Source organism: Myxococcus sp. XM-1-1-1, from assembly GCF_020037095.1.
Taxonomy (GTDB): domain Bacteria; phylum Myxococcota; class Myxococcia; order Myxococcales; family Myxococcaceae; genus Myxococcus; species Myxococcus fulvus.
Genome location: NZ_JAIQDH010000065.1, coordinates 1 through 1,518, shown reverse-complemented (window position 1 = coordinate 1,518; position 1,518 = coordinate 1). Strand labels below are relative to the sequence as shown.

1 protein-coding gene is annotated in these 1,518 nt (G+C 65.7%); it reads left to right on the top strand.

Annotated features, from left to right (window positions below; all coding sequences use genetic code 11):
• Positions 1-147 precede the first annotated feature (147 nt).
• Positions 148-1,473, top strand: coding sequence for a transposase (locus K8640_RS42315; RefSeq protein ID WP_223752272.1), 1,326 nt, complete (start codon positions 148-150; stop codon positions 1,471-1,473).
• Positions 1,474-1,518 lie beyond the last annotated feature (45 nt).

The following is a 1,518-nucleotide window of genomic DNA, read 5'->3' as shown; positions in this document are numbered from 1 at the left end:
GACTCGACTTTCGCCCTTTTGGGGTGGGATGCCCAAGCAGGGGGCCGAGAGGAGAGAGGGCTGAGGGTTGGTAAAGAGCGGCCATCGAGACCAGCTGAGAGAGGTGTCCGGCAAGACACGCCTCTTCCAGCACCTTCGAGGTCTGCGATGGCCGCTTCCCATTTGTATGCACTGCTTCGAGTCCTGCAGCTGGTTCGGCCGGCGTTCACCGAGCCCTCGTTCCTCCGCTTCCTGGTGCTGTTCGCCGGCTGGGTGTGCAGTGGAGGCACGCACGCCGTTACCGAGGCGCTGGTGGCCGCAGGAGTGTCGGGCGTGCAGCACCATGCGGCCTTCCATCGCTTCTTCTCCCGGACGCGGTGGAGTACGGACGAGGTAGGCCGACTGCTCCTGTTGAAGCTGGCGGCATTGGGACCCGTGCGGTTGGTACTCGATGACACCCTTTGCAGTCACAAGGGGCCGAAGGTTTTCGGCCTGGGCAGTCACCTGGATGCGGTTCGCTCCACCCGGGCCATGCGCGTCTTCTGCTTCGGCCACGTCTGGGTGACGCTCGCGGTGCTGGTGCACGTGCCCTTTGCTGCGCGCCCCTGGGCACTGCCCGTTCTCTTCCGGCTCTACCGCACCCAAGCCGAGTGCCAGAGGAGGGACATCCGGCACCGGAAGAAAACGCAGTTGGGCCGAGAGTTGGTTGAGCGTGTCCTCAGCTGGCTGCCAACGGGCCCTTTGGAACTGGCCGCGGACGAAGCGTACTCATGCAGCACCCTGCTCAAGGGGTTGCCGCAGCGGCTCGTCTTCGTCGGAGCCATGCGTCCAGATGCAGTGCTGACGCGCCCGCGCGTGCACCGCTGCCGCTCGCGGAAAACGGGCCGCTGGCTGACGCGTGACGTGCCGGTGCCCAAGCCCGAGGCCCTTGCCAGAGATTCAGCACTCCCCTGGATGCGGCTGACAGCCCAGCTCTACGGCCGCTCGCAGCAGGTGGACTACAAGGAGGTAGTGGCCCGGTGGAGGAGTGCTGCCGGCGAGCGGATGCTCAAGGTGGTCGTCGTGCGGATGACAAGTGGAAGCCGCCCCCTGCGAGTCTTCTTCTGCACCGCCCCCTCCCTGTCTGCCCTCGAAGTGGTGGAACGGTATGCCTTCAGGTGGAGCATCGAAGTGCTCTTCCGGGACTTGAAGCAACTGCTTGGCTTCGCCGACTCGCGGGCCCGCCGTCGCCTGGCCGTGCTTCGCACCGCTCCCTTCGCTGGCTTGAGCTACACCCTTCTCGTCCTCTGGTACCTGGAGCTCACCGCCAGCTGGCAACAGATGAGGTGGCCTCTGCGCCCCTGGTACACCACCAAGACCACGGTCAGCTTCGCGGATGTCCTCCGCCTGGCTCAATCCTCCCTGGCCCGGGCCCGCTGGCATTCGCCGCGTCGACTTCGCGCCAACTTACGTGCTGCCTCTCGCGCCCCGCCATCTCTGGAGAGCGCGGAGTAGACCGCCGCGCTCTCTCCCTCGCTCTAAAATGGCGAAAGTCGAGTC

Bases quoted from the DNA above. Each gene is read 5' to 3' on its own strand.
- K8640_RS42315 (WP_223752272.1), top strand. From the start codon at position 148: ATGGCCGCTTCCCATTTGTATGCACTGCTTCGAGTCCTGCAGCTGGTT.